Below are 24,382 nucleotides of genomic sequence, written 5' to 3'. Positions count from 1 at the left end.
ATCAAAAAAGAAAGGACGAAATGTGTCCTTTCTCGATCTTAGCTTTTCTTCAACCCACTACAGTTGACAAAGAGCCAAAAAAATCTGGAAATGTCATTCCAGATTCTGCTTTTTTATTTACGTTTTCTTGTGATGAGATGGATTGGTGTTCCCTCAAAGACAAAGGCCTTGCGAATTTGATTTTCCAAGAAACGTAGGTAAGAAAAGTGCATAAGTTCTTCTTCATTGACAAAGATGACAAAGGTTGGTGGTTTAGTTGCCACTTGGGTCGCATAGAAAATCTTAAGACGTTTTCCTTTGTCTGTCGGTGTTGGGTTAATGGCAATAGCATCCATAATCACATCGTTCAAGACAGCTGATGGAATACGTGTGTTTTGGCTTTCGCTGATTTGCTTGATCATCTCAGGTAGTTTGTGAAGACGTTGCTTGGTCAAGGCTGATACAAAGATAATCGGTGCGTAAGGCAAGTATTGGAACTGCTCACGGATATCTTCTTCCCAGTTTTTCATAGTGTGGTTGTCTTTTTCAAGCGTATCCCACTTGTTGACCACGATAATCATTCCTTTACCAGCTTCATGGGCAAATCCTGCGATACGCTTATCGTATTCACGAATGCCTTCTTCCGCATTGATGACCATTAAGACCACATCTGAACGGTCAATAGCACGCATGGCACGCATGACAGAGTATTTCTCAGTATTTTCATAAACCTTACCAGATTTACGCATACCAGCCGTATCAATCATGGTAAACTCTTGACCATCTGTATCTGTAAAGTGGGTATCAATAGCGTCACGAGTTGTTCCAGCAACAGGACTAGCAATGACACGGTCTTCTCCCAAAATAGCGTTAATCAAGCTTGATTTTCCGACGTTAGGACGACCAATCAAACTAAACTTAATCACATCTGGATTTTCTTCCTCATATTCATTTGGAAGATTTTCCACGATGGCATCTAGCACATCTCCTGTACCGATACCATGAACAGATGAGATAGGCAGTGGTTCACCCAAACCGAGAGCATAGAAATCATAGATATCATTTCGCATCTCAGGGTTGTCCACCTTGTTAACCGCGAGGATAACTGGTTTGTGGGTCTTATAAAGTTTACGGGCTACGTATTCGTCTGCATCGGTAATCCCTTCCTTACCAGAAACGACAAAGACGATAACATCTGCTTCTTCCATAGCAATTTCTGCCTGGTGCTTGATTTGTTCCATGAAAGGAGCATCGACATCATCGATTCCTCCTGTATCAATCATGCTAAACGAACGATTGAGCCACTCACCCGTTGCATAGATACGGTCACGTGTCACTCCTTCGACATCCTCTACAATGGAGATTCGCTCACCAGCGATCCGATTAAATAGGGTTGATTTCCCAACATTGGGACGTCCTACAATGGCAATAGTTGGTAGGGCCATAATTTCTCACTTTCTACAATAACTTCTTCTGTTCAAGATTTTTTCTAGTTGAGCTTGGTTCAGCTTGACCAAACTGTTCTGCTAGACGCTGACTCCAGCTTGTGGTTGCACGCGCCCCAGCATAGTCAGCCTGTACACGGTCATAAGCTTCAATCACATCAACTGTTTGTTCCTGATATTCTTCATCAAAAACCACCTGATGCAATGGCAAGCGAGGTTTGACTTCATGTTCTTCATTTGGTATTCCTAGCGCCATCCCAAAGACAGGATAGGTGTAGTCAGGCAAATTAAAGAGTTCTGCTACTTCTTCTGACTTGTACCGCACCAATCCAATAATGACACCGCCATAGCCCAAGCTTTCAGCTGCTAGTAGAGCATTTTGGCCAGCAAGAGCCGCATCGACCGAACTAATCAAGATACCTTCTACACCTTGAGGTTGGAAGGTATCCGTATGGAGTCGTGCTCCCTTTTCTGCTCGGTTCAAATCCCCGACAAAGAGAAGAAAAACAGCTGACTGGCGAATGGCTTCTTGAGGCACCAATTCATACAAGGCATCTTTCTTTTCTTGACCTCGTACCACAATCACAGAGTAGGATTGGAAATTCTTCCAAGACGAGGCCATCTGGGCTGCTGTCAAGATTTCAGTCAAGTCTTCCTGAGGAAGGGCTTGCTCCTTAAACCTGCGCACTGAAGTGTGAGCCTTCATTAATTTAATCGTTTCTGTCATCGACGGTTCACTCCTTCTAAACGAGTCTCCTCAGCCAAATAACGGATGCGTTCCATGACCCGTCTAGCTTCCCAGGTTTCGTCATTTCCATGTTTCCCTTTAGCGAAATGCAGCTCCAAATCTTCAAAGTTGAAGTTGGAGGTGAAAAAGGTCGGTAAATTTTCCTGCATCCGATATTGGAGAATGACCTGCAGGATTTCATCACGCACCCAAGCTGTTGATTGCTCGGCACCAATATCATCTAAAATCAGGACTTCAGAAAGCTTAATCTCATCTACCAAGGGCTTGACATTACCATCACCGATAGCATTTTTGACATCAATGACAAAGCTAGGATAGTGGAGGAGAGTTGATGAAACACCACGTTTTTCTGATAAATCATGGGCTAAGGCAGCCACCATAAAACTTTTACCCACACCAAAATCTCCATATAGGTAAAGTCCTTTTCGAATAGCTGGATACTGCTCCACGAAGGCTAATAGCTTTTCAAAAACTGGCAAACGACCCAAATCATCCAAGTCAACTTGAGCTAAACTAGCTTGCTTGAGACTGGCTGGCAGATTGATTAACTTGAGACGGTTCTTAATAGCCGCTTCTTTTTCAGCTGCGATTAGTTCGGGAGTTTCTTCATAAGAAACATCCGCATAGCCATGATTCATAACCAAAATAGGCTTGTAGCCTTTGGCAATATAATCCGTATCACCACGAAGAAACTTGTCTCTCTCGGTGATGTACTGATTAAACTTGGAGATACTGCGATTCAATTCCTCTGGAGTCAAGGATTCTTGCTGGATAAAGGCCGCAACATCAGGGTCCTTCATGATTTTCTGGACCAAATCTTGATAATGAAAACGGCTAGGTTGACGTTTGAGTACGTCTCCGACACTTTCCATCTAATCTCCTCCTTTTTCTAATCGAGCTAATAGTTCTTGTTTCTTACGTTCTAGTTCCAGACGAGTTTCCTCGCTGGTTTCATTTTTATAATCTGGATTGCTCCACTTGGGTACATTGGACTTGGTAGGACTCGGTTTACTGCCTTTTTGAGCCTGACTCTTTTGCCCACGTTCACGGATGCGCAATACTGCCTCTTCTGCTGAATGAATCTTTTGATAGGCATAGTCATTGGCTACCTTCATGGCATATTTCTCATTGATATTTGCCGAATCCACCTTATTAAAGGTCAACAAGAGAATGATATTGATGACTTCGTCCAGCAAGCCCAAACCAGCCATCTGTTGCAAGAGTTCTCTTTCTGTTTGGGTAATGGTTCCCTTACGTGTTTGCTTGATTTCTGCCAAGAACTGCAGGGCAGTTTTACTTTTGGCTTCTTTGATAATGGTTGCTTCCTTAGGACTAAAGTCAGAGGAAACAGGTTTTTGAGCGATTTTTTCCCGCATGCGTTTGGTTGAAATAACCTGGGAAACAGCTGTTGACTTAGCCAATTGATAGGTTTCAAACCAAGTCCATTTCTTCTCCTCGGCAATGGCAAAGAGGTTTAAGACATCTGACTGCTCATCCGCAAAACGAAGCCCATCTCGAGCCATAAGCTGACGAAAATGGTCCAAGTCAAAATCGTTGGCCACTTTCTTCTTGAGACCAAGGTCTTCTTGATTTCCTAATTCTGCCAAATCTGGAAAGACTTGATTGAGTGAGACAGGTATTTCTTGACCATCAGCACTTTCAACTTTCAAATCCTCCACAGCTGCATCACCAATCTTTTTCTCTAAAAGTCTGCGATAAACAGGATGTTCCAAGAAATCCTGACTTGAAAGAGGAGCATGGAGGGCTAGCTGATAAACATCCCCCTTTTGATAGAGGGTCAAGAGATTAAAAGCAGATAGGATTTTTAAGGATTTTATCAATCTATCCATCCCAAAGTTGAGATGGTTAAGAATGCTTGAAAAAAGATATTCCTTTCTACCATTATCCCAAAAACTAATCGTATAAAGATAAAGGCTCAGCGCCTCCTGACCGATAATCGGGAGGTAGCACTGTACCAGAGATGAGGTATCTTGTGACACCCGATTATTCTTTAGATAAGAAAAACGGTCAATTGGCTTCATTTATCTTTCCTTTTTCTTTTTAGAGGACTGGGTAATTTGTTGGAGCAAACTCTCTAACTCACTCACATCCTTAAAACTACGATAGACGCTGGCAAAACGTACATAGGTAATCTCATCTAACTCAGCCAACTCCTCCATGACGAGTGAACCAATGTCCTCACTTTGAATTTCATTTTCATTTCGACCACGGAGTTTCTGTTCGATACGATTGACTACCATGTTGATTTCATCACTTGACACAGGACGTTTTTGGGCTGAGCGGATAATCCCATTAAAGATTTTATCTCTGGAGAATTGTTCCCGTGTGCCATCTTTTTTAACAACCACTAAGGTTCTTTCTTCTACCCGTTCGTAGGTTGTAAAACGGTGTTGGCATTCGTCGCACTCACGTCTTCTACGAATGGTGTTCCCTTCTTCTGCTTGGCGACTATCGATAACACTTGACTTGGTAGCCCCACATTTTGGACAACGCATCCTTTCCCTCCTTATCGTTTTCTTTTCATTATACCATTTTTTAAGCGATTCCCAAAACAATTCTTCTTTTTGCTTGACAAGTTTTTTGTTTTGTTGTATTATTTAATTGATACAAAAGGATAAAAGAAAGGAGACCAAGATGTCCTGGACATTTGACAACAAAAAACCCATCTATTTACAGATTATGGAGAAAATCAAGCTTCAGATTGTTTCCCATACACTGGAACCCAATCAACAACTTCCAACCGTGCGAGAGCTGGCTAGCGAGGCTGGTGTCAATCCAAACACCATCCAAAGAGCCTTATCAGACCTTGAACGAGAAGGATTTGTCTACAGTAAGCGAACAACTGGACGATTTGTGACTGAGGATAAGGAGCTAATCGCCCAATCGCGCAAACAATTATCGGAAGAAGAATTGGAACACTTCGTTTCCTCCATGACCCATTTTGGCTATGAAAAAGAAGAACTACCAGGCGTAGTCGGCGATTATATTAAAGGAGTTTAAGCCTATGTCATTACTAGCATTTGAAAATGTATCCAAATCTTATGGAGCAACCCCAGCCCTTGAAAATGTTTCTCTTGACATCCCAGCTGGAAAAATTGTCGGTCTCCTCGGCCCAAACGGCTCAGGAAAAACAACCCTGATTAAACTCATCAATGGCCTCTTACAACCAGATCAAGGACGTGTCCTTATCAACGATATGGACCCAAGCCCAGCAACCAAGGCTATCGTAGCTTATTTGCCAGATACGACCTATCTCAATGAGCAAATGAAGGTCAAAGAAGCCCTAACCTACTTCAAGACCTTCTATAAAGATTTCAATCTTGAACGTGCCCATCATCTTCTTGCTGACCTCGGTATTGATGAAAATAGTCGTCTCAAGAAACTATCAAAAGGAAACAAGGAAAAGGTCCAACTGATTTTGGTTATGAGCCGTGATGCTCGTCTCTATGTTTTGGATGAACCCATTGGTGGGGTGGATCCAGCAGCCCGTGAGTATATCCTCAATACCATTATCAACAACTACTCCCCAACTTCTACCGTTTTGATTTCTACCCACTTAATTTCTGATATCGAGCCAATCTTAGATGAAATTGTCTTCCTCAAAGATGGAAAAGTCGTCCGTCAAGGAAATGTAGATGATATTCGCTATGAGTCTGGTGAATCCATTGACCAACTCTTCCGTCAGGAATTTAAGGCCTAAGCAAAGGAGATTATTATGTTTTGGAATTTAGTTCGCTACGAATTTAAAAATGTTAACAAGTGGTATTTAGCCCTTTACGCTGCCGTGCTAGTTCTTTCCGTTCCCATAGGAATGCAAGGACACTATTATAATTATGTATCTTTCAAAGATAGCCAACCTGTCTTACTTTTCTTTCTGGCTCTCGTCTTTGGTGGATTGATGATTACACTTGGGATTTCAACCATTTTCTTGATTATTAAACGATTCAAAGGTAGTGTCTATGACCGACAAGGCTATCTGACCTTGACCTTGCCAGTTTCTGAACACCATATCATCACAGCCAAATTAGTTGGAGCCTTCATTTGGTCTATCCTTAGCTCCACTGTACTAGCTCTAAGCGCTTTTATTATTGTTACCATAACGGTTCCAGAATGGATATCAAATTCTGAGTTGATTCCACTTGTAGGAACATTCCTTCCTCAACTCTCTCTTATGGGGGTATCCTTCCTACTAAATACCATCTCAGGAATCCTCTGCATCTACTTGGCTATTTCCATCGGACAACTGTTCAATGAATACCGTACCGCACTAGCCATTGTAGCTTATATCGGTATCCAAATCGTCATTGGATTTGTAGAAGTCTTCTTCAATACCAGTACGAACTTCTATGTCAATTCACTTGCAGGATTTAATGATAATTTCTATATGGGAGCAAGTACGAGTATTATTGAAGAACTCATATTCATAGCTATATTTTACCTCGGAACCTACTACATCTTGAGAAACAAGGTTAATTTGCAATAGTTTTAAAGTCTAGCGACAATAACTCGCTAGACTTTTTTCGTTCTCAGGACTTACATTTTTAATATGAAGTATTTAATAAAAAGGAGTATAATAACTTTAAAATTGATTACATGTATATCGATAAGGAGGGCAACTCTTTATGCTGAAAAGATTTGTTACTAAGAAGCACCTCATACTTTACTTCTTTTCTATTGCCATTACTTGGCTGGAAGCAATTATCACACCAGCCCTTGTTCAAAATATTGTTGCTAGTTTTACCAATCAAGAACTAGGCCTTCTTTGGAAAGTTTTGATTTTAGGAATCCTTGGTAATCTCATCCTCTTACTGGGTTTGGCTGGGAAACGTTATTACTACGCTCGTTTGATTACTGACTTCAAATATGGAATCAAGAGTGCTATTTTCAAGCGATTTTTAAACAGTTATGAGATTGATGAAAAAGATATCTTGTCCGACCTAGAAAACGACGTCAAGCAACTAGAAGAAAACTATATTGAGCCAACGGTCATCATCATTTCTTCTCTGGGCTTTACCACTGTGTCCATTCTCTATGCCCTATGGACCAATTTTTACCTGGGCTTGATTTTCATCCTCTTCTACTCCTTTCCTGTCCTCTGCAGTGCTGTCGGATCAAAGCGTTTGGATTCACTTTCTGAAAAGCGGTCCACTGTTAACCAGAGCTACTTAGCAAGCTTGACAAATTTTATTGGTGGTAGCCAACAAATTCGCCATTATCAGGGGCAAGACTACTTTTTTGCTCGCTATCAAAAGCAATTACAAACCAGTCTAGATACCGAAATTAACTATGAAAAACAACGAACTTTAAACAGTCTCTTGATCAATAGCATCGATGCCTTTTGTTCTGTCACACCAATCGTCATCGGTGGCTTTATGACCTACTATAATTATTTAGATGCGGCGAGTTTTGTGGCCATCTATCTAGTTTCCCATAATATCGGCTATCAATTCCAAGAGTTGGCTTACTTTACCAACACCCGAAAAGCGAATCGAACTCTTCTCAATAAATACCAAAAACTTTTGAACCAGTCTGATCCCATCTTGCCTAGAATCATAGAAAACATTTTCCCTATCCAACTTAACAGCATCTCCCTAGAAAAAGATGGAAATAACCTCCTGTCTCCGATTTCCATGCACATCAAGCAAGGAGAAAAAATTGCCATTATCGGGGAAAGTGGCTCTGGTAAGACAACCCTGCTCAATATCATTCATGGAGAAGAGACACCAACAAGTGGACAGATTAGCTTTGCTGGTCAAAACCTGTCACGTCAAGAAATCACAAGCTTTAGTTCCTATATCCTCCAAGATAGCCATTACTTTGACACGCTCTCTCTGGACGACAATATCCTTCTAGGACTGGATAAAAAGGAGGAACGTTTAACTTACATCCTCAAAAAAACGGGATTAGATCATTTGAAAAATCGAACGCTCAGCAATGATAGTCTGTCTGGTGGCGAGAAACAACGCCTTGAAATAGCTCGTGCCCTCTACCATGATAGCCAACTCATCTTAGCAGATGAAATCAAGGCCAATCTTGACTTGGAAAATAGCAGAAAAATTAGCGACTTGCTCTTCTCCCTACCTCAAACAGTTATTGAAGTCATTCACCACTATACAGAAGAAGACTTAAAACACTATGACCAAGTCATTCACTTACGAAAAGGAAAGTAATATTCTATAAAATACGATTTTAAAAAGCAAGGAACCAAAATTCCTTGCTTTTTAACTCAATATCAAACTGGCTACAATAGGGCTGACAAAGACATAGAGAATACCTGTGACACCGATAGCCAAGCCACCCATGGCTCCTGCTACAGAGCCGTATCGAAAGGCTGTTCCTGTTCCGACTGCATGACCTGTTCCTCCAAGAGAAAGACCAACAGCTACTGGGTCGTCAATTTTCAACCACTTCAAAAGGGTTGGTCCGATAACACTGGTTAAAATCCCAGTTGCTACTACAACCACCAAAGTCACAGTCGTCAAGCCTTGCAATTTTTCTGTGATTCCCACTGCCATGGCGGTTGTTACTGACTTGGGAAAGAGAGAAATGGCTAGGAAAAAGTCCATGCCAAATATTTTCGCCACAAGGGCTGTGAAAGAGGTATTGACAACTACTGCTAACAGACTACCAAAGAGAATACTCCGAGCATGGTGCTTCATCAAGTGAAAACTCTTATAAAGCGGAATCCCTAGGGCCACGGTCGATGGGACAATCAAGTTGTTCAGATAAACCCCACCTTGGTAGTAATCTTGGTAAGAAATCCCCGTCACCTTTAGAAAGATGATAATAAAAACAGCTGACAAAAGCAAGGGCGTTGTCAATGGATGGGGAAAACGTCTGTAAATCAGCATTCCCACTAGATAGGCTAAGATAGACAGGGCCAGCCCAAACAGGGGATTGGAAACAAATTCACTCATTTAGCATCTCCTTTATCATAATCTCCCTCAAACCGTCGTTTGATAAACTGAACCACCAAGGCTATGAGGATAATATTGATGACTGCTGCAAAAAAGACAATCAAAACAATTGGCAAAAGATAGGGAGCAATCACATCAAACTTCTCCATGATTCCCACTGCTGGCGGTAAAAAGAGAATGGTCATATTGGCCAGCAAGAAATTCCCCACCATGTTGACATGCCTAGTTCTCAGCCACTTGAATTGTAGGGCTAGAAAAAGAATAATCAAACCGATAATACTGCCTGGGATGGGCAAATGAAAGAAACTAGAGATTCCCTCTCCGATTAGAGAAATCACAAAGAGAATCATTAATTGAACATATAATTTCATCCTAAACTCCACGAAATAGACTTCTTGCATACCAGTTTACTCTTTTTTCAGAAAATTTCAAGGAAATGCACAAGAGTTGATGAAAGTTTGAGAAGAAAGGGGATACAAACAATTCTTGACTTGTGAAAACAGGCATGATTTAGGATAAAATATTCCAGCGTCCTTCTTGCCAGCTCTTTTGAAAAGTAGTATAATTATTGCATGCGCAATCATCTTGTGATGCAGAGACTGTCCGTGAATGGACATTCTTCTATGTTATAACTCTAAAAAGAAAGGAGATACTATGACCTATTTGGAAAAATGGTTTGACTTCAATCGTCGTCAGAAAGAAATTGAAAGTCTCTTGGAAGAGACTATTGCCCAGCAGAGCGAGCAAAGTCTGACCTTGAAAGAGTTCTACCTGCTCTACTATCTGGACTTGGCTCAAGAAAAATCTCTACGCCAGATTGACCTGCCAGATAAACTTCATCTGAGCCCGAGCGCTGTTTCTCGGATGGTGGCTCGCTTGGAAGCCAAAAATTGCGGTCTACTTAGTCGCAGGTGTTGTGATCAAGATAGACGCTCTAGCTTTATCTGCCTGACAAGTGATGGACAAAATACACTGACCACACTACAAAAGGCTGTCGAAGCAAGCTTGGAAACTGGTTTGGATTTCTTGATTTAAGATGATTTTAGAAAAAAAGTTGCGTGCGCAATCATTTTTCTTGACATTCTCTTTTACAAGGAGTAAAATAAAATCATCATTAAACAAAGGAGTTTTAAACATGATTGAAATTACCTATCTAGATGCCAGCAAGAACGAAAGAACTGTAACTTTCGAATCTTATGAAGACTTTGATCGTTCACAACAAGCTTGCCTTATCGGCGTCGCAGACTACTACCCTGTCCAAAAATTGACTTATAACGGTCATGATTTGGACTACCATGGGACTTATGGAGATGTCTTCTTCTATCTCATGAAACAAGATTTAAGCCAATATAACTAAAAAGGAGAAATACAATGGCAAAAGCAATTACAGATGCAACATTCGAACAAGAAACAAAAGACGGTTTGGTCTTGGTAGACTTCTGGGCAACTTGGTGTGGTCCATGTCGTATGCAAGGTCCAATCTTGGATAAATTGTCTGAAGAACTTTCAGAAGATGTCTTGAAAATCGTTAAAATGGACGTTGATGAAAACCCAAACACAGCTCGTGCTTTTGGAATCATGTCTATCCCAACTCTTCTCTTCAAAAAAGACGGCCAAGTTGTCAAACAAGTTGCTGGTGTTCACACAGCAGAACAAATCAAGGCCATCGTTGCTGAATTGAGCTAATCACATTAGAGACCAATTACTTTCTTTGGTCTCTTTTTTCTTGCCCTTTGCCATTTTTCAAAAAATATGCTAAACTGTAGGTAGAATATTACGATGTTTGGGACATGCCATCGCTAAAAAAAACCTCTACTTGGTATTTTTTAGCTCCCTCAAGGGAGCTTTTTGCGTGCTCTGAACATTTCCCATTTTGGAAGGAGTACTATGAAACATCAATCAGCCTTGGTCGTCTTTAGCGGCGGTCAAGATTCTACAACCTGCCTCTTTTGGGCTAAAGAACACTATGAAACGGTCGAAGCCGTTACCTTTGCCTACGGTCAACGCCATCATCTCGAAATTCAAGTTGCTAGAGAAATCGCTAAGGAACAGGGGATTCGTCATCATATCCTAGATATGTCTCTGCTGGGGCAAATCACTGAAAATGCCCTGACCTCTGATCTGGAAATTGAGCAAAAAGAGGGAGAGGTTCCCAATACCTTTGTTGACGGTCGCAACCACCTCTTTCTATCCTTTGCGGCAGTCCTTGCTAAGCAACGGGGCATTAAAGATATCGTGACAGGTGTCTGCGAGACAGACTTCTCAGGCTACCCCGATTGTCGAGATGTCTTTGTCAAATCCCTTAATGTTACCCTCAACCTTGCCATGGATTACGACTTTGTTATCCAAACACCTCTCATGTGGCTAGACAAGGCTGAAACTTGGGAATTAGCCGACCAACTCGGTGCCTTTGACTATGTTCGTGAAAAGACCTTAACCTGCTACAACGGGATTATCGGAAGTGGCTGTGGAGATTGTCCCGCCTGCCACCTACGTCAACATGGGTTAGATGTTTATCTCTCACAGAAAGGAGAGGACTAATGTTTTTTGCACCCAAAGAAATCAAACAGGAAACTGGGGAGTCGCTTGTCTACAATCCTCACAGAACCTTGGTATCAAAAGAATTTACCTTTGATGCTGCCCACCACCTCTTTCACTATGAAGGAAAATGCAAGTCCCTGCACGGCCACACCTATCATCTGCAGATTGCTGTCAGTGGATTTTTAGATGAACGTGGTATGACCTACGATTTTGGAGACATCAAAGCGATCTACAAGAACTACTTAGAGCCCCACTTGGATCATCGCTATCTCAATGAAACCCTGCCTTATATGAACACGACTGCTGAAAATATGGTTTACTGGATTTTCCAAACCATGAATCAAGAGTTGCCCGACAAACGCGGTCTTCGTTTGGAATACGTTCGCCTCTATGAAACTCCGACTTCCTTTGCAGAGTTTAGACGGGAGTGGTTAGATGACTAGGGAACGTGTCCTCAAACTACCAGTTCTGGAAATTTTTGGCCCTACCTTTCAAGGTGAAGGCCGTGCTATTGGGCAGAAAACAATGTTTGTCCGCACTGCTGGTTGCGACTACCACTGCGACTGGTGCGACTCTGCCTTTACTTGGGATGGTTCTGAAAAACCAACTCGCATGACAGCTGACGAAGTCATTGCTGCCTTGGATAAACTAGGGAACTACGACTATGTAACCCTGTCTGGCGGAAATCCCGCTATCCTAGCAGCCAACATGGCTGAACTGGTCACCAAGCTCAAGGAACGTGGTGTCACCCTTGCTGTTGAGACCCAAGGCTCTCGCTGGCAAAATTGGTTAAAAGATATCGACCAGGTCACCCTGAGTCCCAAACCTCCTTCATCTAAGATGGAAGTCAACTTTGAGACCTTGGACTTTATCGTTTCCCAACTAGATCCAGACAAGGTCACCTTTAAAATCCCTGTCTTTGATGATGCTGATTTGGCCTTTGCTAAAGGGATTCAAGAACGCTACCAACCAGATGTTCTCTTCTTATCTGCAGGAAATCCTGAGCCCAAGGCCACAGGAAATATTGTCCAAGACCAACTGGACCGCCTCAAAGAACTCTGGGAACGCGTCGCTGCTGACGATAGCTGGGGCAATGTCCGTGTCCTTCCTCAACTCCATACCCTCCTCTACGACAACCAACGTGGTGTTTAAATTAGAAAGAAAAAATCATGTCACAACAAGAAGAAATGAAAAACCTAAGCCTCCTCGGCAACAAAGAAACCAACTACATTTTTGACTATCAACCCGAAGTCCTCGAGTCTTTTGACAATCGTCATGTGGAAAATGACTATTTCATCAAATTCAACTGTCCTGAATTTACCTCACTGTGTCCAATCACTGCTCAACCAGACTTTGCGACCATTTATATTTCCTACATTCCTGACAAGCTCTGTGTTGAGTCAAAATCCCTCAAACTCTACCTCTTTAGCTACCGAAACCACGGAGATTTCCACGAAAACTGTATCAACACCATCGGGAAAGACTTGGTCAACTTGCTAGACCCTCGCTATTTAGAAGTCTGGGGAAAATTCACTCCGCGCGGTGGCATCTCAATTGATCCCTACTACAACTACGGTAAGCCTGGAACTAAGTATGAAGGATTGGCAGAACAACGCCTCTTCCAACACGACCTCTATCCAGAGAAAATTGACAACCGCTAAACAGATAAGAAAAAGCCCTGTTCCTCAAATCGAGGAGCAAGGCTTTTTGAGTTTCAATTATTCTTCTGTTCCAAGGAAGTTTTTAGCAACAAGGGCTGCAAGAATCCCACCAACGATTGGAGCAAGGATGAAAATCCATACTTGTTGAAGGGCTGAGCCACCTACCAAGACAGCTGGTGCCAAGCTACGAGCTGGGTTTACTGACAGTCCAGTGATGTTCAATCCCACAAGAATCATTGCCATCAAGGACAAACCGATTACCAAACCAGCAATCGCGCCATTGCCCTTGCTTTCTGATGTCACGGTCATGATAACCAAGACAAACAAGAAAGTTGCAATAACTTCAAACAAGAAACCACCAAAGACAGTGACACCGTTTGCCAAGGCATTTTCACCAAGACTAGCAGTTGACATCCCTGAGTTAGCCAAGAGGAAGAAGACAGAAGCAGATGCTAAGAAGGCTCCAACTACTTGTCCAAGGATGTAGTTTACAAGCTCTGAAGATGACAAACGTTTGTTAACAAACATAGCAATAGAAACAGCTGGATTCAAATGAGCACCTGAAACAGTTCCGATTGAGTAAGCTGCAACTACGATTGCCAAACCAAAGGCAAAGGCAATCCCTAGGTGACCAAGGCCATCAAGACCATTTCCAAAAACAACAGCTCCTGTTCCGATGAACACAAGCATGAACGTACCGATTAATTCAGCAACAAATTTTTTCATTTTCTTTCTCCTTTTTTCAAAAACTAGATACTAGTCTATCAAAAGTAGGAAAGGGTTTCAAGAAAATTGATTGGAAATTTCAGGTTAAAATTCTGTAAAAACGGTAGTGTTTATTTGAAACATTTTTTTCAAAGGTGTATACTAATAGCGTAGTTTTGATAGGGGTTACAAAACCCATTATAAAAGCTCATTTGTAAACCTTTGCTGTTCTTTTATGAACGTTTGAATGGTATCGTGAATACCAAGGAGGAATCATATGTCTAAAGTTGCTATTGTCACAGGTGCAGGTCAAGGAATCGGTTTTGCAATCGCAAAACGATTGGTTCAAGATGGCTTTAAGGTAGGAGTCTTAGACTACAATCCTGAAACAGCTGAAAAAGCTGTTGCCGAATTATCAGCTGAAAATGCCTTTGCTGTCGTGGCCGATGTTTCGAAACAGGCCGAAGTTGCCCAAGCATTTCAAAAAGTTGTTGACCATTTTGGTGATTTGAATGTTGTCGTAAATAACGCTGGTGTTGCTCCAACTACTCCTCTTGATACAATTACTGAGGAACAATTTACACGCACTTTCGGTATCAACGTTGGTGGTGTCATTTGGGGTTCACAAGCTGCACAAGCGCAATTTAAAGCACTTGGCCACGGAGGTAAAATTATCAACGCAACCTCTCAAGCCGGTGTAGTGGGCAATCCAAACTTGACTGTTTATGGTGGAACCAAATTTGCTGTTCGTGGAATTACGCAAACATTAGCACGTGATTTAGCAGGCTCAGGAATCACTGTTAACGCCTACGCACCAGGTATTGTGAAAACACCAATGATGTACGACATCGCTCATGAAGTTGGTAAAAATGCAGGAAAAGATGACGAATGGGGTATGCAGACATTTGCAAAAGATATTACCCTAAAACGTCTATCTGAACCAGAAGATGTGGCTGCTGCTGTCAGCTTCCTTGCAGGACCAGATTCAAACTACATTACAGGACAAACCATTATCGTTGATGGTGGTATGCAATTCCATTAAGATACACAAAAAGAGGTTGGAAAATGATTCAACCTCTTTTATTAGTTTTCATTATTAGTTAGGAGGATACAATAGAAACTCTTTCAAAAAGTAATATTAGCTAATCCCTAGTATTGAAAAGACTGGATAGCTTCTTTCAAGTCATCTTGTAAACTATTTCTCTGGTCAAGTTGGACATAAACTTCCAACAGACAGGATCTGAAGTTGGAAAATTTATAAAAATCTTCCCTTTCTTCTATCGGAAAGTCAACAGCTTTTATCCAAGAAGCTACTTGCTCTTGCTCCAACTTCCCTTGTAAAATAGGTTCATAGATCACTCTGGCTAAACGCCAATCCTCATCATCTGTATAGCGAATCGAATTTCTTTTAAATAGTTGGCCAAGTATATCAAATACTTCATGAACTCTGTTTTTAGGAAAGTCTGGATGACAAACCACCTCTGTCAGTAAATCGGCTCCATGTGCAAAAGCATGAACCCAACCATACTTACTTGAAAAACCCGTTGTATCCTTTTCTTTTGAAAGATAGTACAAACCTTGATTTAAAAGGACATTGCGAATTTCTGCTTTTAATCCCTGATAAAAAACCGATTGCTGGTTGGCGTCCGCCGACAAGAGATTTGCATAAATAAGCGCCCTAAAAGAACGTTCGAGTGTTGGCAGGCCTATCTTATCAATCTCTTTGTCTAGTCCTCCATCAGCTGAGACCACATCAGCAATGAAATGAAATTGTTCCTGTGTAAATAGCTCTTCCTGAATCCCTCTAGCAAAGCTTGTAAAAACAAGGTCATCACGAATTTCTGGAGAAGGAGCTCCCAAATGATCAAGCAACCACTGGATTTCTTCCTCATGATAACTTGGTCTTTCTTCAGATATTTTTCTGAGTAACTCTTGATACATGGTCAATACCTCTACATTTCTAGCAACTTGATATAATCTAGACCCCATTTCTCGACAGCATCTAAAACAACTCTGAATTCCTGCCCCATTTCAGTTAAGCTGTACTCAACTCGTGGTGGAACTTCGGCATAGACCTTTCGTTGAACAATCTTATCCTTTTCTAATTGACGGAGATGACGGGTCAAAATAGTTTGAGTAATCCCAGGCAATAATCTCTGCAATTCTTTAAATCGTTTGGTACCCGTACTCAACTGATAAATGATTACCAGTGCCCATTTCCCCGTTAAAACCCTCTGCGTTGTTGCAAATGGACAAATACCATACTCACTCACTTTATTTGTCATAAAATATCTTCTTTCTATTTTTTAAAAAAAAATTTATCTTTTAGTATCAATAAAAGTACCACTTTTGATACTAGCTATCAAAAAAGTGTCTACTTGTTTTTTTGTTTGTAACTGTTACAATTATATCATAAAAAAGAAATGGAGAATAGATATGTCAACAAACTTAGAAATTTTCAATGCTTATAACCAAGCTTTAATTGCTGGTGACTTTCCTGGTGTCTTTGAAACGATGGCAGACGATATTGTCTGGCATCAACCTGGTAATCATAGTATATCTGGTACAGTTGTTGGTAAGGACAAGCTAGGAACTCACCTGGCTACATTTGCTGAGAAAACTAATGGAACCTTTAAGGTGGTAACAAATTGGGTTTCTGACAATAAGGATTTAATCGCAGCCAATGTTACTTTTCTTGGAACACGTGCTGATGGTACTGAACTCAATATGAACGGGATTGACCTCTTCCGCATTGAAGACGGAAAAATCAAAGAAGTTTGGCTCTTCTCTTCAGATCAAGCTGAAGAAGATAGCTTTTGGGGATAATTAAAGAGGCCAGAACAAAAAATTTTGATTTTAGGAATTCTTTATTCTAAATTTTTAAATCAATAGATTAGATAAAAAAGCGAACAAGACAGAATTCTGAGTGTCAGATAACTCGTTTTGTTCGCTTTTTATATTTAAGGTTAGACTTTTGTCCCAGACTCTTTTAATTTACTCTCCCAACTGGGCACTGTAGGCAATAATCTGGTCAACTGTGTCTGACAAGAACTGAATGGTATCACGGAGTGGTTTGTCTGTTGAGATATCCGCTCCGATAATCATGGCTGACTCAAGCGGTGTCTTGCTGCCACCTGATTTGAGGAGGTTGAGCCAGTCTTCGGCTCCAGTTTCTGAATTTTTCAGATGGAGGTAACCCGCAGTCGAGATAACAAGACCAGCAGAGTAAGTGTAGCTATACAAGCCCATGTAGTAGTGAGCTTGGCGCATCCAAGTCAGAGCCGCATCGTCGTCAATTTCAATGGCACCTCCCCAGAAGTCTGTCAAGACTTCCTTCATAATGCTATTAAGCTTGCTTGCTCCAAATGTTTCTCCCTCTTCAATCAGTGTATAAACCTTGCGCTGGAAGGCTGCTTCCAAGAGGTGGGTAATGAAATTATGGAAGTAGGTATCTGTCAAGCGGTGGGCAAGAGCGAAGCGTTTTTGACGCGGATCGTCAGACTGGTGTTCCAAGTAATCACTTAAAAGCAATTCATTGAAGGTTGACGGCGCTTCGACATAGTAAGTAGACATGTGGGCATTGAAATAGCTTTGGTGATTGTCTGAAAAGATGAATTGACCAGAATGCCCAATTTCATGAATCAGGGTATAGACATCGCTCAAACGACCTGTCCAGCTCATGAGGACATAAGGGTGAACGCGATATGGATCCGCCGCATAACCTCCGGAATCCTTGCCACTATTGGCAGCAAAGTCCACCCAGCGCTCTTCTTGATAGCGAGCAACTTCCTGACAATATTCTTGCCCCAAAGGCTCTACCGACTTCATGACCAAATCATAGGCGTCGTCAATAGTCACTTCAGGATTCAAGGCGCTGTCCAAATCCAATTTCCAGTCAGCAAAGGTCATCTTTTCAAGATCATTTACCTTGGCAACATGCTTAAGGTATCTCTGAGCGACTGGCGCAAAATCCTTCATGATGAGGTCAATCTGGCGGTCAAACATGGCACGGTCCACTTCCTGCTCAGCTAGAAGATAATCAAAAACTGAGTCGTAGCCCTTCATATCTGCCAAGAGTTTTTCAGACTTGACTTGGGCTAGATAGGCTGCTGCAGCTGTATTTTGGTGCTTGCGAAGACCTTCTGAGAAGGAACGGAAAGATTTCTCACGGACCTCAGCATCCTCGTGGTTTTGGTAGAAATTTTCATAGGTAACAAAGCTGTTTTTGTAGATCTTACCATGAGCTTCAAAGTCAGCCATTTCAAAGTCCCCAGCTCGCATCTTAGTATAAATGTCCTGTGGACTGTAGAAAACTTCACCGAGATTGGTCAAGGCCTTCTCCACATCAGCTCCTAGATAGTGGGCTTTTTTGATTTTGGCCTGACGAATGGCAGCTGTTAAATGTGGCAACTCACCCAAACGGTCCAAGACTTCCTCATCAGCTTCCACCAAGGCATCGTCAAAAAAGGTCAATGCTACGCTGGCATCTGTTTCAAATTCCATCCCAGCTTGGGCAATATTGGCAAATTCGTCATTGCTATAGTCTGTCGTCTGCGGCATAAAGCCATAGTTTCCAATATGGCTCATCTGAATGTAGATTTGTTCCAATTCCGCAAAGGCCTTTTCAAAATCCTCAAAAGTATGAAGATTGCCCTTGTAATCACGACTAAATTGGTTGATGTCTTCACGAGCCTTCTCGATTGCACGTAAGAAATCCTCACGATCTTGGTATAGGGCTGTTAAATCCCAAAGTTCCTTCTCTGGAAATTCTGAACGGTGTTTTTGTTCCATTTTCTTCCTCTTATTTCTCTAATTCTAATAAAACACTAAGGGCTGATAAGGAGTAAAGCGGTGCTGTTTCTGCTCGCAAAATGCGAGGGCCAAGCCCTGCCAATACTGCTCCCTTAGCTTCAAAACTTTCGATTTCTGCAGGTGAGAGACCACCCTCTGGACCAAAGATAAAGAGCAGTTTGGCTCCTTTTTCAAGACCAGAGACCGCTTGTAAGAGCGCAGCGGCTTCACCTTCTTTGGCTGATTCTTCATAGGCTACTATGATAGAGTCAAATTGGTCCAGTTGAGCTAGAAAGTCTGATTTTTTCTCGAAAAGTGTGACACTCGGTACTAGATTACGCTTGCTTTGCTCTGCTGCTCCAAGGGCAATTTTTTCTAGTTTCTCAACCTTTTTAACCAATTTCTTGCCATCCCATTTGGCGACCGACCAATCAGCAGGAAAGGCCCAGATTTGGCTGGCTCCTAGCTCGGTTACTTTTTGAGTGATAAACTCCAGCTTGTCCCCCTTGGGAAAGCCGGATGCAATGGTCACTTGGACTGGCAGTTCCACATTGTCAGCCAATTCTTGAATCAACTCAAACTGACGGGCTTCCACATCCAGCACACGCGCCAAGCGCTTGATGCCATCCTCAAAGACTAAGGTCACCTCATCGTCTTCTTTCAAGCGCATAACCTGAAACATATGCTTGCTGGTTTCCTTGTCCTCGATGGTGACAGGAGAGACTGCACTGCCTTTGACAAAATACTGTTGCATACTAGCCTCCAATCACACCGGAAATATCCTTGGTTTTCTTAAAGACACAGGCATTCCATTCCCCTTGAACCATGTGAGTTTCGAGGAAAAATCCAGCTGACTCAGCCGACTCGCGCACCATGTCCCACTTGTCCTTGATAATGCCACTCATGATGAGGTAGCCTTCATCCTTGACCAAGCGGTAAGCATCATCCGTCAAATGAATAAGGATATCCGCCAAGATATTAGCCACAATCACATCTGCCTCAATCTCAACTCCCTTAAGCAAGTCTCCTGCTGCTACATGAATGTTTTCCATACCAGGGTTGAGCTCAATATTTTCCTGAGCAACACGAACTGCCACATCATCCAGGTCGTAGGCAAAGATTTCCTTGGCACCAAGTAGCGAGCTGGCAATAGAGAGAACCCCTGAACCAGTACCCACATCTAGCACTGTTTCCCCACCACGAAGAACCTGCTCCAAGGCAAAGAGGCTCATCTTAGTGGTTGGATGGGTCCCCGTACCAAAAGCCATACCTGGATCCAGCTTGATAATCTTTTCCCCAGCAGTCGCCTCATAGTCCGTCCAAGACGGCACGATGGTCAAATCATGAGTGATACGAGCTGGTTCATAGTATTTCTTCCAGTTGTCTGCCCAGTCTTCCTCAGCCAAGGCAGTCGTCCCCATCTTGACCTCACCCAAATCCATAAAGTCTGTCAATTCTGCCAGGCGAGCCTGCAAGTCTGCCTCAACCGTTGCTACATCAACCGTATCAGGGTAGTAGGCTGTCACTACGATTTCTTCTTGCTGCTCAACCTCTGGGAAAATCTCGCCGAAGCGGTCAACATTTCCCACATAGTCCATACTATCTTCGATCGCAACACCTTGCGCTCCCAGCTCAATCAAGAGATTGGAAACCAACTCCTCTCCCTCACGCTTAACCGTTACTTTTAACTCTTGCCATGTTTCCATATTTAAGATACCAAGCCCGTAAAACACAAAGCCAAAATAGGAACTTCTCTGAAGACGCTTATGTCTAAGAGAAGTTTATCTTTTTGACACAATGTTTAGGGCGGGTTCAGTTTAGAAATTTAACTGAACCATCCTTTCTAATCACTTACTTTTAAATAATCTTTTAATCTCTCTTGCAACTGAGGCACAACTTGACTGGAACTAAGAAATTCCTCGACATTCATTAACTGATAGCCCTGACCTTCATCTCCAAATACGATACTGTCAAACTGAGCCTGTGTCAACTGACCGACTAAAAATACAGATTGTTTATCCGCAAAAAGCATACTTGGGTAAACCTTACTCCAAAGCAGACAATCCTCAGTCAGATGAATGCCCAGTTCTTCATAAACTTCACGCGCCGCGCACTCAAAAGGACTTTCATCCCCCTCTCGTCCCCCACCAGGCAGTTCCCACATATTGGGCCAGGGAATGTTTGCCTTATCATCTCGTAAGATAGTCAAGAGCTTATCCCCACAAAACAAAGCAATCTTACAGCCTGTGAAATCAGAAATCTCTATGTTCATGTCAAACTCCTAGTATCTCGGATAAGGATAAAACTCTCCTTCTTCCAAGCCTACTTTTCCTTCTTCAAAGACTTCTTGGTTCCATTCCATGACAAATTCTTCTGCTTCTGGGTCTTCCAAAAAGTCCATGAGGGCATCTAGCCCAACCTCGGCAGTATCTTTAAGGAATAGCGCAAAATAAGCTAAAAATTCACGAGAAAATCCTTTTTTAGGCAAGTAAGGGATAACCGTCAAATAGTCTTCCTCATTGACTGTTGACTTGGCAGGATTGTAAAAAAGGACTGCTTCTTCAAAGAGGATATCATCTGACGAAACCTCTCCATCTTCATCCACCATCTCCACACCTGCAGCGTTTTGCGCTTCCAATAGAAAACTCACTTCAACTGCGTGATTACGCTTGTCCCAACTAATCTCAAAGTCAAAGGGAAAGTTCTTCTCCAACTCTTCCTCTAAAACGTCTAAAAATCCATATGTTGCCATTTTGTCCTCTTTCTATGCGACTCTTTAATCGCCCCGATTGCTCGGAAATATGCTAAAATAGATACTACCATCTTACCACATATGTATCAGAAAATCCACGTTAGAAAGGACTGCTATGCCAGACAATCTCGCGCTTCGCATGCGCCCTAAAACCATCGACCAGGTCATCGGCCAGGAGCATCTGGTCGGACAAGGAAAAATCATCCGTCGCATGGTGGAAGCCAACCGCTTGTCTTCCATGATTCTATATGGACCTCCGGGAATCGGCAAGACCAGTATTGCCTCTGCCATCGCAGGGACGACCAAGTATGCCTTTCGAACTTTCAATGCGACAGTTGATAGTAAAAAACGACTGCAAGAAATCGCCGAAGAGGCGAAATTTTCTGGTGGCCTCGTCCTATTACTAGACGAAATCCATCGTCTTGACAAGACCAAGCAAGACTTTCTTCTTCCACTCTTGGAAAGTGGACTGGTCATCATGATTGGCGCTACGACTGAAAATCCTTTCTTTTCTGTCACTCCTGCCATTCGTAGCCGTGTTCAAATTTTTGAGTTGGAACCTCTGTCTAACCAAGACGTCAAAGAGGCCCTGCAGATAGCTCTAAGTAACCCTGAGCGTGGTTTTGATTTTCCAGTAGAACTAGATGAGGATGCGCTGGATTTCATTGCTACCTCTACAAACGGAGACCTTCGCTCTGCCTTCAACTCACTGGATTTGGCAGTTCTTTCTACCCCTGAGAATGACAAGGGCATTCGCCATATCACCCTAGACATCATGGAAAATAGCCTGCAGCGGAGCTACATTACCATGGATAAGGACGGAGATGGCCACTATGATGTTCTCTCAGCCCTGCAAAAGTCTATCCGTGGCTCAGATGTGGATGCTAGTCTTCACTATGCTGCCCGCTTGATTGAGGCTGGTGATTTGCCAAGTCTCGCTCGTCGTTTGACTGTTATCGCTTATGAAGATATCGGTTTGGCCAATCCTGAAGCCCAGATTCACACCGTGACTGCTCTGGGTGCTGCACAAAGGATTGGTTTCCCAGAAGCCCGCATTCTCATTGCCAATGTCGTCATTGATTTGGCCCTTTCTCCAAAATCCAACTCAGCCTATGTAGCTATGGATAAGGCACTTGCCGACCTCAAAACATCAGGGCACTTGCCTATTCCGCGACACCTGCGTGATGGACACTACAGCGGAAGCAAGGAACTAGGGAATGCCCAAGACTATCTCTATCCACACAACTACCCTGGAAATTGGGTCAAGCAAGACTATCTACCAGAAAAAATTCGTAATCATCACTATTTCCAAGCAGAAGATACTGGTAAATATGAACGGGCTTTGGCTCAAAGAAAGGAAGCTATCGACCGTTTGCGAAAAATCTGAAATCCTTTTCAAAAAATTGCACTTTCCTCTTGATTTTTTTTGAAAAAGTGGTATCATATAAACATAGAAACGCTGTGGTGTACGACTTCACACTTAAGTGTTGACCGACTATTTTTTGTATTATTAGGGAAACAAAAGTCTTCTAACAGCATGTAGGCCGTCTCACACGGAAACAGCTTCAGTTAGAGCGAGTTGCCCACCTGCTTAATTGCGCGGGTTCAATACAAACCGTGAAGTTTCGGCACCAATACAGCTTTTTTCTTTGCCTCCTTAGCTCAGCTGGCAGAGCAGCGGACTCTTAATCCGTGGGTCACAGGTTCGATCCCTGTAGGGGGCATCTAAATACAACAGGAAAAGCCTTGATAACCAAGGCTTTTTTGCTTGTCTATAACTGATTTACCCCATCATTTGTCCCACATTTTAAATCTATCTTTTCTTTTTGAATCAAATTACATCTTTACAAATAGTGTAAAGCCAGTTACTTTTGCTTTGATGCCATACAATATTTTCATGTAGAGAAGACAAATTTTATCTTCTCTTTTTATTTTCAAAATAATAAAAACTGATTTTCTTTTCATAAATCAGACTGAAACTTCCAAATTTTCCATTTTGTTTATTGACATTTCCTCTAAAAAGGTGTATAATATTTTTATTATCAAACTATACTATACTATATAGGGGGTATTGAAATGAAATTTTCTAATCGTTTACTGCTATTCCTTGCAGGAGTTGTTTTTGTCCTTTTAGGACTTTTCCTATTTACAAACCCAGTAGCTAATCTTGTTGTTTACAGCTGGTGGATTGCATTTGGTTTACTGGTTTCTTCTATAGCAGCTATTTTAGGCTATTTCTCTGTACCAAAAGAGCTTCGCTCACCAGCTCATCTTTTCCAAGGGATTGTTAATCTTCTCTTAGCTCTTTACCTCGTTGCCTATGGCTTTGTGACGCTGCCAGTTGTCATTCCAACTATTTTAGGAATTTGGTTAATTGTAGAAGCCATTATAGCTTTCTTTAAAGGCAATCGTCTGGGTTTGATTTTCCCTATTATTGGCAACCATATCATGTGGATAGCGTTGCTTGCATTTTTACTAGGTCTAGTGATTTTGTTCAATCCAGTAGCTACAAGTGTCTTTGTCGTTTATGTCGTTGCCTTTGCATTTTTAATTGTTGGTTTCACCTATATCCTTGATGCCTTTCGTAAATAATCTAGCTGCCATTTTGGGCATATTAAAATAGCTGGGAAGTTACATTCTCAGCTTTTTCTGTTGCCTCCTTAGCTCAGTTGGTAGAGCAGTAGACTCTTAAGCTATGGGGCGCAGGTTCGAGCCCTGCAGGGGGCACATCTAAATCAACAGAAATAAGCCTTGAAACCAAGGCTTTTTTTAACGTCTAATAGCTTTTTGTAGAAAAGTATTTAAAAATAAAAGAGAAGAGA

At 42.0% G+C, this 24,382-nt stretch carries 30 protein-coding genes and 2 tRNA genes; 17 read left to right on the top strand and 15 right to left on the bottom strand.

Going from position 1 to position 24,382, the window contains the following annotated elements; translation table 11 throughout:
- Nucleotides 1-113: 113 nt before the first annotated feature.
- The 5 genes from der to nrdR are packed head-to-tail and all read right to left on the bottom strand — an operon-like array spanning nt 114 to nt 4,688.
- On the bottom strand, nt 114-1,424 hold the full coding sequence (gene der / locus M1F55_RS07700) for a ribosome biogenesis GTPase Der (RefSeq protein WP_247933084.1): 1,311 nt from the start codon (nt 1,422-1,424) through the stop codon (nt 114-116).
- A gap of 13 nt (nt 1,425-1,437) precedes the next feature.
- On the bottom strand, nt 1,438-2,151 hold the full coding sequence (locus tag M1F55_RS07695; RefSeq protein WP_247947610.1) for an NADPH-dependent oxidoreductase: 714 nt from the start codon (nt 2,149-2,151) through the stop codon (nt 1,438-1,440).
- On the bottom strand, nt 2,148-3,044 hold the full coding sequence (dnaI, locus tag M1F55_RS07690) for a primosomal protein DnaI (protein ID WP_153193086.1): 897 nt from the start codon (nt 3,042-3,044) through the stop codon (nt 2,148-2,150). The genes M1F55_RS07695 and dnaI overlap by 4 nt, the downstream gene beginning before the upstream one ends.
- Nucleotides 3,045-4,214: a DnaD domain protein gene (locus M1F55_RS07685; RefSeq protein WP_153193084.1), complete on the bottom strand. Its 1,170-nt coding sequence runs from the start codon at nt 4,212-4,214 to the stop codon at nt 3,045-3,047.
- Nucleotides 4,215-4,688, bottom strand: a complete 474-nt coding sequence (gene nrdR / locus M1F55_RS07680; RefSeq protein WP_001203672.1) for a transcriptional regulator NrdR — start codon at nt 4,686-4,688, stop codon at nt 4,215-4,217.
- A gap of 139 nt (nt 4,689-4,827) precedes the next feature.
- Between nrdR and M1F55_RS07675 the strand changes: the two genes are divergently transcribed.
- The 4 genes from M1F55_RS07675 to gggC all read left to right on the top strand — a co-directional run bounded on the left by M1F55_RS07675 (nt 4,828) and on the right by gggC (nt 8,363).
- Nucleotides 4,828-5,193, top strand: a complete 366-nt coding sequence (locus M1F55_RS07675; protein ID WP_000119149.1) for a GntR family transcriptional regulator — start codon at nt 4,828-4,830, stop codon at nt 5,191-5,193.
- A 4-nt stretch (nt 5,194-5,197) separates the two neighbouring features.
- Complete coding sequence (locus M1F55_RS07670; protein ID WP_000054197.1) at nt 5,198-5,893, top strand: ABC transporter ATP-binding protein; 696 nt, start codon at nt 5,198-5,200, stop codon at nt 5,891-5,893.
- Nucleotides 5,894-5,908: 15 nt separating this feature from the next.
- Nucleotides 5,909-6,676, top strand: coding sequence for a hypothetical protein (locus M1F55_RS07665; protein ID WP_000498767.1), 768 nt, complete (start codon nt 5,909-5,911; stop codon nt 6,674-6,676).
- 139 nt (nt 6,677-6,815) lie between these two features.
- Nucleotides 6,816-8,363, top strand: a complete 1,548-nt coding sequence (gene gggC, locus M1F55_RS07660) for a streptosactin export ABC transporter GggC (protein ID WP_084946847.1) — start codon at nt 6,816-6,818, stop codon at nt 8,361-8,363.
- Nucleotides 8,364-8,414: 51 nt separating this feature from the next.
- On the opposite strand, the gene M1F55_RS07655 is transcribed toward gggC, so the two are convergent.
- The gene (locus M1F55_RS07655; protein WP_001288952.1) at nt 8,415-9,110 is read right to left on the bottom strand and encodes an LrgB family protein; all 696 of its coding nucleotides are present in this window, start codon (nt 9,108-9,110) and stop codon (nt 8,415-8,417) included.
- A complete protein-coding gene (locus M1F55_RS07650; protein ID WP_084946844.1) occupies nt 9,107-9,481 on the bottom strand; it encodes a CidA/LrgA family protein in 375 nt (124 codons plus the stop codon). The genes M1F55_RS07655 and M1F55_RS07650 overlap by 4 nt, the downstream gene beginning before the upstream one ends.
- A gap of 283 nt (nt 9,482-9,764) precedes the next feature.
- Between M1F55_RS07650 and M1F55_RS07645 the strand changes: the two genes are divergently transcribed.
- From M1F55_RS07645 to queF, 7 genes are all read left to right on the top strand, one after another.
- Entirely contained in the window at nt 9,765-10,145 is a 381-nt protein-coding gene (locus tag M1F55_RS07645) for a MarR family winged helix-turn-helix transcriptional regulator (protein ID WP_192855161.1), read from the top strand.
- Between the two features lie 100 nt (nt 10,146-10,245).
- Nucleotides 10,246-10,467 carry a DUF4649 family protein gene (locus M1F55_RS07640; protein ID WP_000570256.1) on the top strand — a complete coding sequence of 74 codons (222 nt, stop codon included), beginning with the start codon at nt 10,246-10,248 and terminating at the stop codon, nt 10,465-10,467.
- A gap of 14 nt (nt 10,468-10,481) precedes the next feature.
- The gene (gene trxA / locus M1F55_RS07635; RefSeq protein ID WP_001029581.1) at nt 10,482-10,796 is read left to right on the top strand and encodes a thioredoxin; all 315 of its coding nucleotides are present in this window, start codon (nt 10,482-10,484) and stop codon (nt 10,794-10,796) included.
- Nucleotides 10,797-10,997: 201 nt separating this feature from the next.
- Entirely contained in the window at nt 10,998-11,651 is a 654-nt protein-coding gene (gene queC, locus M1F55_RS07630) for a 7-cyano-7-deazaguanine synthase QueC (RefSeq protein ID WP_247933080.1), read from the top strand.
- Nucleotides 11,651-12,094, top strand: coding sequence for a 6-carboxytetrahydropterin synthase QueD (gene queD / locus M1F55_RS07625; protein WP_000464574.1), 444 nt, complete (start codon nt 11,651-11,653; stop codon nt 12,092-12,094). Before queC ends, queD begins: the two co-directional genes overlap by 1 nt.
- Nucleotides 12,087-12,803: a 7-carboxy-7-deazaguanine synthase QueE gene (gene queE, locus M1F55_RS07620; protein WP_000196453.1), complete on the top strand. Its 717-nt coding sequence runs from the start codon at nt 12,087-12,089 to the stop codon at nt 12,801-12,803. The genes queD and queE overlap by 8 nt, the downstream gene beginning before the upstream one ends.
- Before the next feature lie 17 nt (nt 12,804-12,820).
- Entirely contained in the window at nt 12,821-13,312 is a 492-nt protein-coding gene (gene queF / locus M1F55_RS07615) for a preQ(1) synthase (RefSeq protein WP_000082579.1), read from the top strand.
- Between the two features lie 57 nt (nt 13,313-13,369).
- On the opposite strand, the gene M1F55_RS07610 is transcribed toward queF, so the two are convergent.
- Nucleotides 13,370-14,038, bottom strand: coding sequence for an MIP/aquaporin family protein (locus M1F55_RS07610; protein WP_247947609.1), 669 nt, complete (start codon nt 14,036-14,038; stop codon nt 13,370-13,372).
- Nucleotides 14,039-14,294: 256 nt separating this feature from the next.
- On the opposite strand from M1F55_RS07610, the gene M1F55_RS07605 reads away from it, so the two are divergent.
- Nucleotides 14,295-15,059 (top strand): (S)-acetoin forming diacetyl reductase, encoded by a 765-nt coding sequence (locus M1F55_RS07605; RefSeq protein ID WP_049499276.1) that lies wholly within the window; start codon nt 14,295-14,297, stop codon nt 15,057-15,059.
- Between the two features lie 107 nt (nt 15,060-15,166).
- Here the strand turns inward: M1F55_RS07605 and M1F55_RS07600 are convergent, their stop codons facing one another.
- Both M1F55_RS07600 and M1F55_RS07595 read right to left on the bottom strand, forming a co-directional pair.
- Nucleotides 15,167-15,958 (bottom strand): DUF2785 domain-containing protein, encoded by a 792-nt coding sequence (locus M1F55_RS07600; RefSeq protein WP_247947611.1) that lies wholly within the window; start codon nt 15,956-15,958, stop codon nt 15,167-15,169.
- Between the two features lie 11 nt (nt 15,959-15,969).
- Nucleotides 15,970-16,302, bottom strand: coding sequence for a winged helix-turn-helix transcriptional regulator (locus tag M1F55_RS07595; RefSeq protein WP_000182730.1), 333 nt, complete (start codon nt 16,300-16,302; stop codon nt 15,970-15,972).
- A gap of 151 nt (nt 16,303-16,453) precedes the next feature.
- Between M1F55_RS07595 and M1F55_RS07590 the strand changes: the two genes are divergently transcribed.
- Nucleotides 16,454-16,843 carry a nuclear transport factor 2 family protein gene (locus tag M1F55_RS07590; RefSeq protein WP_143952430.1) on the top strand — a complete coding sequence of 130 codons (390 nt, stop codon included), beginning with the start codon at nt 16,454-16,456 and terminating at the stop codon, nt 16,841-16,843.
- Nucleotides 16,844-17,011: 168 nt separating this feature from the next.
- Here the strand turns inward: M1F55_RS07590 and pepF are convergent, their stop codons facing one another.
- From pepF to M1F55_RS07565, 5 genes are all read right to left on the bottom strand, one after another.
- Nucleotides 17,012-18,808, bottom strand: a complete 1,797-nt coding sequence (pepF, locus tag M1F55_RS07585; protein WP_247947608.1) for an oligoendopeptidase F — start codon at nt 18,806-18,808, stop codon at nt 17,012-17,014.
- Between the two features lie 10 nt (nt 18,809-18,818).
- Nucleotides 18,819-19,562 (bottom strand): 16S rRNA (uracil(1498)-N(3))-methyltransferase, encoded by a 744-nt coding sequence (locus M1F55_RS07580; RefSeq protein ID WP_247947607.1) that lies wholly within the window; start codon nt 19,560-19,562, stop codon nt 18,819-18,821.
- Between the two features lies 1 nt (nt 19,563).
- The gene (prmA, locus tag M1F55_RS07575; RefSeq protein WP_045605872.1) at nt 19,564-20,514 is read right to left on the bottom strand and encodes a 50S ribosomal protein L11 methyltransferase; all 951 of its coding nucleotides are present in this window, start codon (nt 20,512-20,514) and stop codon (nt 19,564-19,566) included.
- A 137-nt stretch (nt 20,515-20,651) separates the two neighbouring features.
- Entirely contained in the window at nt 20,652-21,080 is a 429-nt protein-coding gene (locus tag M1F55_RS07570; RefSeq protein ID WP_247947606.1) for an NUDIX hydrolase, read from the bottom strand.
- 9 nt (nt 21,081-21,089) lie between these two features.
- Nucleotides 21,090-21,560: a DUF3013 family protein gene (locus M1F55_RS07565; RefSeq protein ID WP_000257122.1), complete on the bottom strand. Its 471-nt coding sequence runs from the start codon at nt 21,558-21,560 to the stop codon at nt 21,090-21,092.
- Between the two features lie 115 nt (nt 21,561-21,675).
- Here M1F55_RS07565 and M1F55_RS07560 point away from each other — a divergent pair, with 115 nt between their 5' ends.
- The 4 genes from M1F55_RS07560 to M1F55_RS07545 all read left to right on the top strand — a co-directional run bounded on the left by M1F55_RS07560 (nt 21,676) and on the right by M1F55_RS07545 (nt 24,287).
- Nucleotides 21,676-22,947 carry a replication-associated recombination protein A gene (locus tag M1F55_RS07560; protein ID WP_049499286.1) on the top strand — a complete coding sequence of 424 codons (1,272 nt, stop codon included), beginning with the start codon at nt 21,676-21,678 and terminating at the stop codon, nt 22,945-22,947.
- A 264-nt stretch (nt 22,948-23,211) separates the two neighbouring features.
- Nucleotides 23,212-23,284: transfer RNA gene (locus tag M1F55_RS07555), tRNA-Lys, on the top strand.
- Nucleotides 23,285-23,636: 352 nt separating this feature from the next.
- Nucleotides 23,637-24,152, top strand: a complete 516-nt coding sequence (locus M1F55_RS07550; RefSeq protein WP_033681462.1) for a DUF308 domain-containing protein — start codon at nt 23,637-23,639, stop codon at nt 24,150-24,152.
- Nucleotides 24,153-24,214: 62 nt separating this feature from the next.
- A tRNA-Lys gene (locus tag M1F55_RS07545) sits at nt 24,215-24,287 on the top strand.
- The last annotated feature ends 95 nt before the right edge of the window (nt 24,288-24,382 follow it).

The sequence above is a fragment of the Streptococcus mitis genome, assembly GCF_023109235.1.
GTDB lineage: Bacteria > Bacillota > Bacilli > Lactobacillales > Streptococcaceae > Streptococcus > Streptococcus mitis_DA.
This window is presented reverse-complemented; position numbering and strand designations above follow the sequence as displayed.

What these genes read in the sequence shown, in the direction of transcription:
- der (WP_247933084.1), bottom strand. Translation starts at nt 1,424, where the DNA reads ATGGCCCTACCAACTATTGCCATTGTAGGACGTCCCAATGTTGGGAAA.
- M1F55_RS07695 (WP_247947610.1), bottom strand. Translation starts at nt 2,151, where the DNA reads ATGACAGAAACGATTAAATTAATGAAGGCTCACACTTCAGTGCGCAGG.
- dnaI (WP_153193086.1), bottom strand. Translation starts at nt 3,044, where the DNA reads ATGGAAAGTGTCGGAGACGTACTCAAACGTCAACCTAGCCGTTTTCAT.
- M1F55_RS07685 (WP_153193084.1), bottom strand. Translation starts at nt 4,214, where the DNA reads ATGAAGCCAATTGACCGTTTTTCTTATCTAAAGAATAATCGGGTGTCA.
- nrdR (WP_001203672.1), bottom strand. Translation starts at nt 4,688, where the DNA reads ATGCGTTGTCCAAAATGTGGGGCTACCAAGTCAAGTGTTATCGATAGT.
- M1F55_RS07675 (WP_000119149.1), top strand. Translation starts at nt 4,828, where the DNA reads ATGTCCTGGACATTTGACAACAAAAAACCCATCTATTTACAGATTATG.
- M1F55_RS07670 (WP_000054197.1), top strand. Translation starts at nt 5,198, where the DNA reads ATGTCATTACTAGCATTTGAAAATGTATCCAAATCTTATGGAGCAACC.
- M1F55_RS07665 (WP_000498767.1), top strand. Translation starts at nt 5,909, where the DNA reads ATGTTTTGGAATTTAGTTCGCTACGAATTTAAAAATGTTAACAAGTGG.
- gggC (WP_084946847.1), top strand. Translation starts at nt 6,816, where the DNA reads ATGCTGAAAAGATTTGTTACTAAGAAGCACCTCATACTTTACTTCTTT.
- M1F55_RS07655 (WP_001288952.1), bottom strand. Translation starts at nt 9,110, where the DNA reads ATGAGTGAATTTGTTTCCAATCCCCTGTTTGGGCTGGCCCTGTCTATC.
- M1F55_RS07650 (WP_084946844.1), bottom strand. Translation starts at nt 9,481, where the DNA reads ATGAAATTATATGTTCAATTAATGATTCTCTTTGTGATTTCTCTAATC.
- M1F55_RS07645 (WP_192855161.1), top strand. Translation starts at nt 9,765, where the DNA reads ATGACCTATTTGGAAAAATGGTTTGACTTCAATCGTCGTCAGAAAGAA.
- M1F55_RS07640 (WP_000570256.1), top strand. Translation starts at nt 10,246, where the DNA reads ATGATTGAAATTACCTATCTAGATGCCAGCAAGAACGAAAGAACTGTA.
- trxA (WP_001029581.1), top strand. Translation starts at nt 10,482, where the DNA reads ATGGCAAAAGCAATTACAGATGCAACATTCGAACAAGAAACAAAAGAC.
- queC (WP_247933080.1), top strand. Translation starts at nt 10,998, where the DNA reads ATGAAACATCAATCAGCCTTGGTCGTCTTTAGCGGCGGTCAAGATTCT.
- queD (WP_000464574.1), top strand. Translation starts at nt 11,651, where the DNA reads ATGTTTTTTGCACCCAAAGAAATCAAACAGGAAACTGGGGAGTCGCTT.
- queE (WP_000196453.1), top strand. Translation starts at nt 12,087, where the DNA reads ATGACTAGGGAACGTGTCCTCAAACTACCAGTTCTGGAAATTTTTGGC.
- queF (WP_000082579.1), top strand. Translation starts at nt 12,821, where the DNA reads ATGTCACAACAAGAAGAAATGAAAAACCTAAGCCTCCTCGGCAACAAA.
- M1F55_RS07610 (WP_247947609.1), bottom strand. Translation starts at nt 14,038, where the DNA reads ATGAAAAAATTTGTTGCTGAATTAATCGGTACGTTCATGCTTGTGTTC.
- M1F55_RS07605 (WP_049499276.1), top strand. Translation starts at nt 14,295, where the DNA reads ATGTCTAAAGTTGCTATTGTCACAGGTGCAGGTCAAGGAATCGGTTTT.
- M1F55_RS07600 (WP_247947611.1), bottom strand. Translation starts at nt 15,958, where the DNA reads ATGTATCAAGAGTTACTCAGAAAAATATCTGAAGAAAGACCAAGTTAT.
- M1F55_RS07595 (WP_000182730.1), bottom strand. Translation starts at nt 16,302, where the DNA reads ATGACAAATAAAGTGAGTGAGTATGGTATTTGTCCATTTGCAACAACG.
- M1F55_RS07590 (WP_143952430.1), top strand. Translation starts at nt 16,454, where the DNA reads ATGTCAACAAACTTAGAAATTTTCAATGCTTATAACCAAGCTTTAATT.
- pepF (WP_247947608.1), bottom strand. Translation starts at nt 18,808, where the DNA reads ATGGAACAAAAACACCGTTCAGAATTTCCAGAGAAGGAACTTTGGGAT.
- M1F55_RS07580 (WP_247947607.1), bottom strand. Translation starts at nt 19,562, where the DNA reads ATGCAACAGTATTTTGTCAAAGGCAGTGCAGTCTCTCCTGTCACCATC.
- prmA (WP_045605872.1), bottom strand. Translation starts at nt 20,514, where the DNA reads ATGGAAACATGGCAAGAGTTAAAAGTAACGGTTAAGCGTGAGGGAGAG.
- M1F55_RS07570 (WP_247947606.1), bottom strand. Translation starts at nt 21,080, where the DNA reads ATGAACATAGAGATTTCTGATTTCACAGGCTGTAAGATTGCTTTGTTT.
- M1F55_RS07565 (WP_000257122.1), bottom strand. Translation starts at nt 21,560, where the DNA reads ATGGCAACATATGGATTTTTAGACGTTTTAGAGGAAGAGTTGGAGAAG.
- M1F55_RS07560 (WP_049499286.1), top strand. Translation starts at nt 21,676, where the DNA reads ATGCCAGACAATCTCGCGCTTCGCATGCGCCCTAAAACCATCGACCAG.
- M1F55_RS07550 (WP_033681462.1), top strand. Translation starts at nt 23,637, where the DNA reads ATGAAATTTTCTAATCGTTTACTGCTATTCCTTGCAGGAGTTGTTTTT.